Here is a 534-nt window from a genome sequence, read left to right as displayed (position 1 = left end):
AGCATGGGCTGCTCCTAGCGATTGGCAAGTCTATACGATAGATGTGCAAGATGCCGGAATCTATAAACTGGAACACAATTATGCTACCAATACAGTCATTAATTCCGCCACCTGTACCATTGACCTTTTGGACTATTTTGGTACCATAAATTCACCCGGCACAGGTTCCTACACAAACTATCGATATGTAGATATGGGAACGGTTTACCTAAGTGCCGGAACACATAAAATTAAATGGATAATTACAGCAGGCGACCCCGGTATCATGGGTATAAGGTTTACCAAGGTGGGTTAAATTCTTTTTTCGTAAATTTGCAGCGTTTTTGATAAAATATAAAGAAATAAAATGAATACAAGAAAAGTAATGATTTCAGGTTTGCTCGTAGTGTTGTTCTTTTCACACACGGCAAATGCACAGGAGAATCGCTGGTCGGAAGAACGGGCGAATAATTGGTATCAATCAGTCAAATGGTTGAATGGCATCAATTACATTCCTTCCGATGCACTCAATTATACGGCGATGTGGGATAAAAC

The 534-nt window shown here is 39.9% G+C and carries 1 protein-coding gene and 1 pseudogene; both read left to right on the top strand.

The window, feature by feature from the left end; translation table 11 throughout:
* Positions 1-295, top strand: a 295-nt coding sequence (locus ASC50_RS03740) for a carbohydrate-binding protein (RefSeq protein WP_158648382.1), incomplete at its 5' end; no start/stop codon positions are given.
* A 51-nt stretch (positions 296-346) separates the two neighbouring features.
* Positions 347-534: pseudogene (locus tag ASC50_RS03735) on the top strand (glycoside hydrolase family 2 TIM barrel-domain containing protein); the annotation flags it as partial.

The organism is Candidatus Symbiothrix dinenymphae (assembly GCF_001431085.1).
This window is presented reverse-complemented; position numbering and strand designations above follow the sequence as displayed.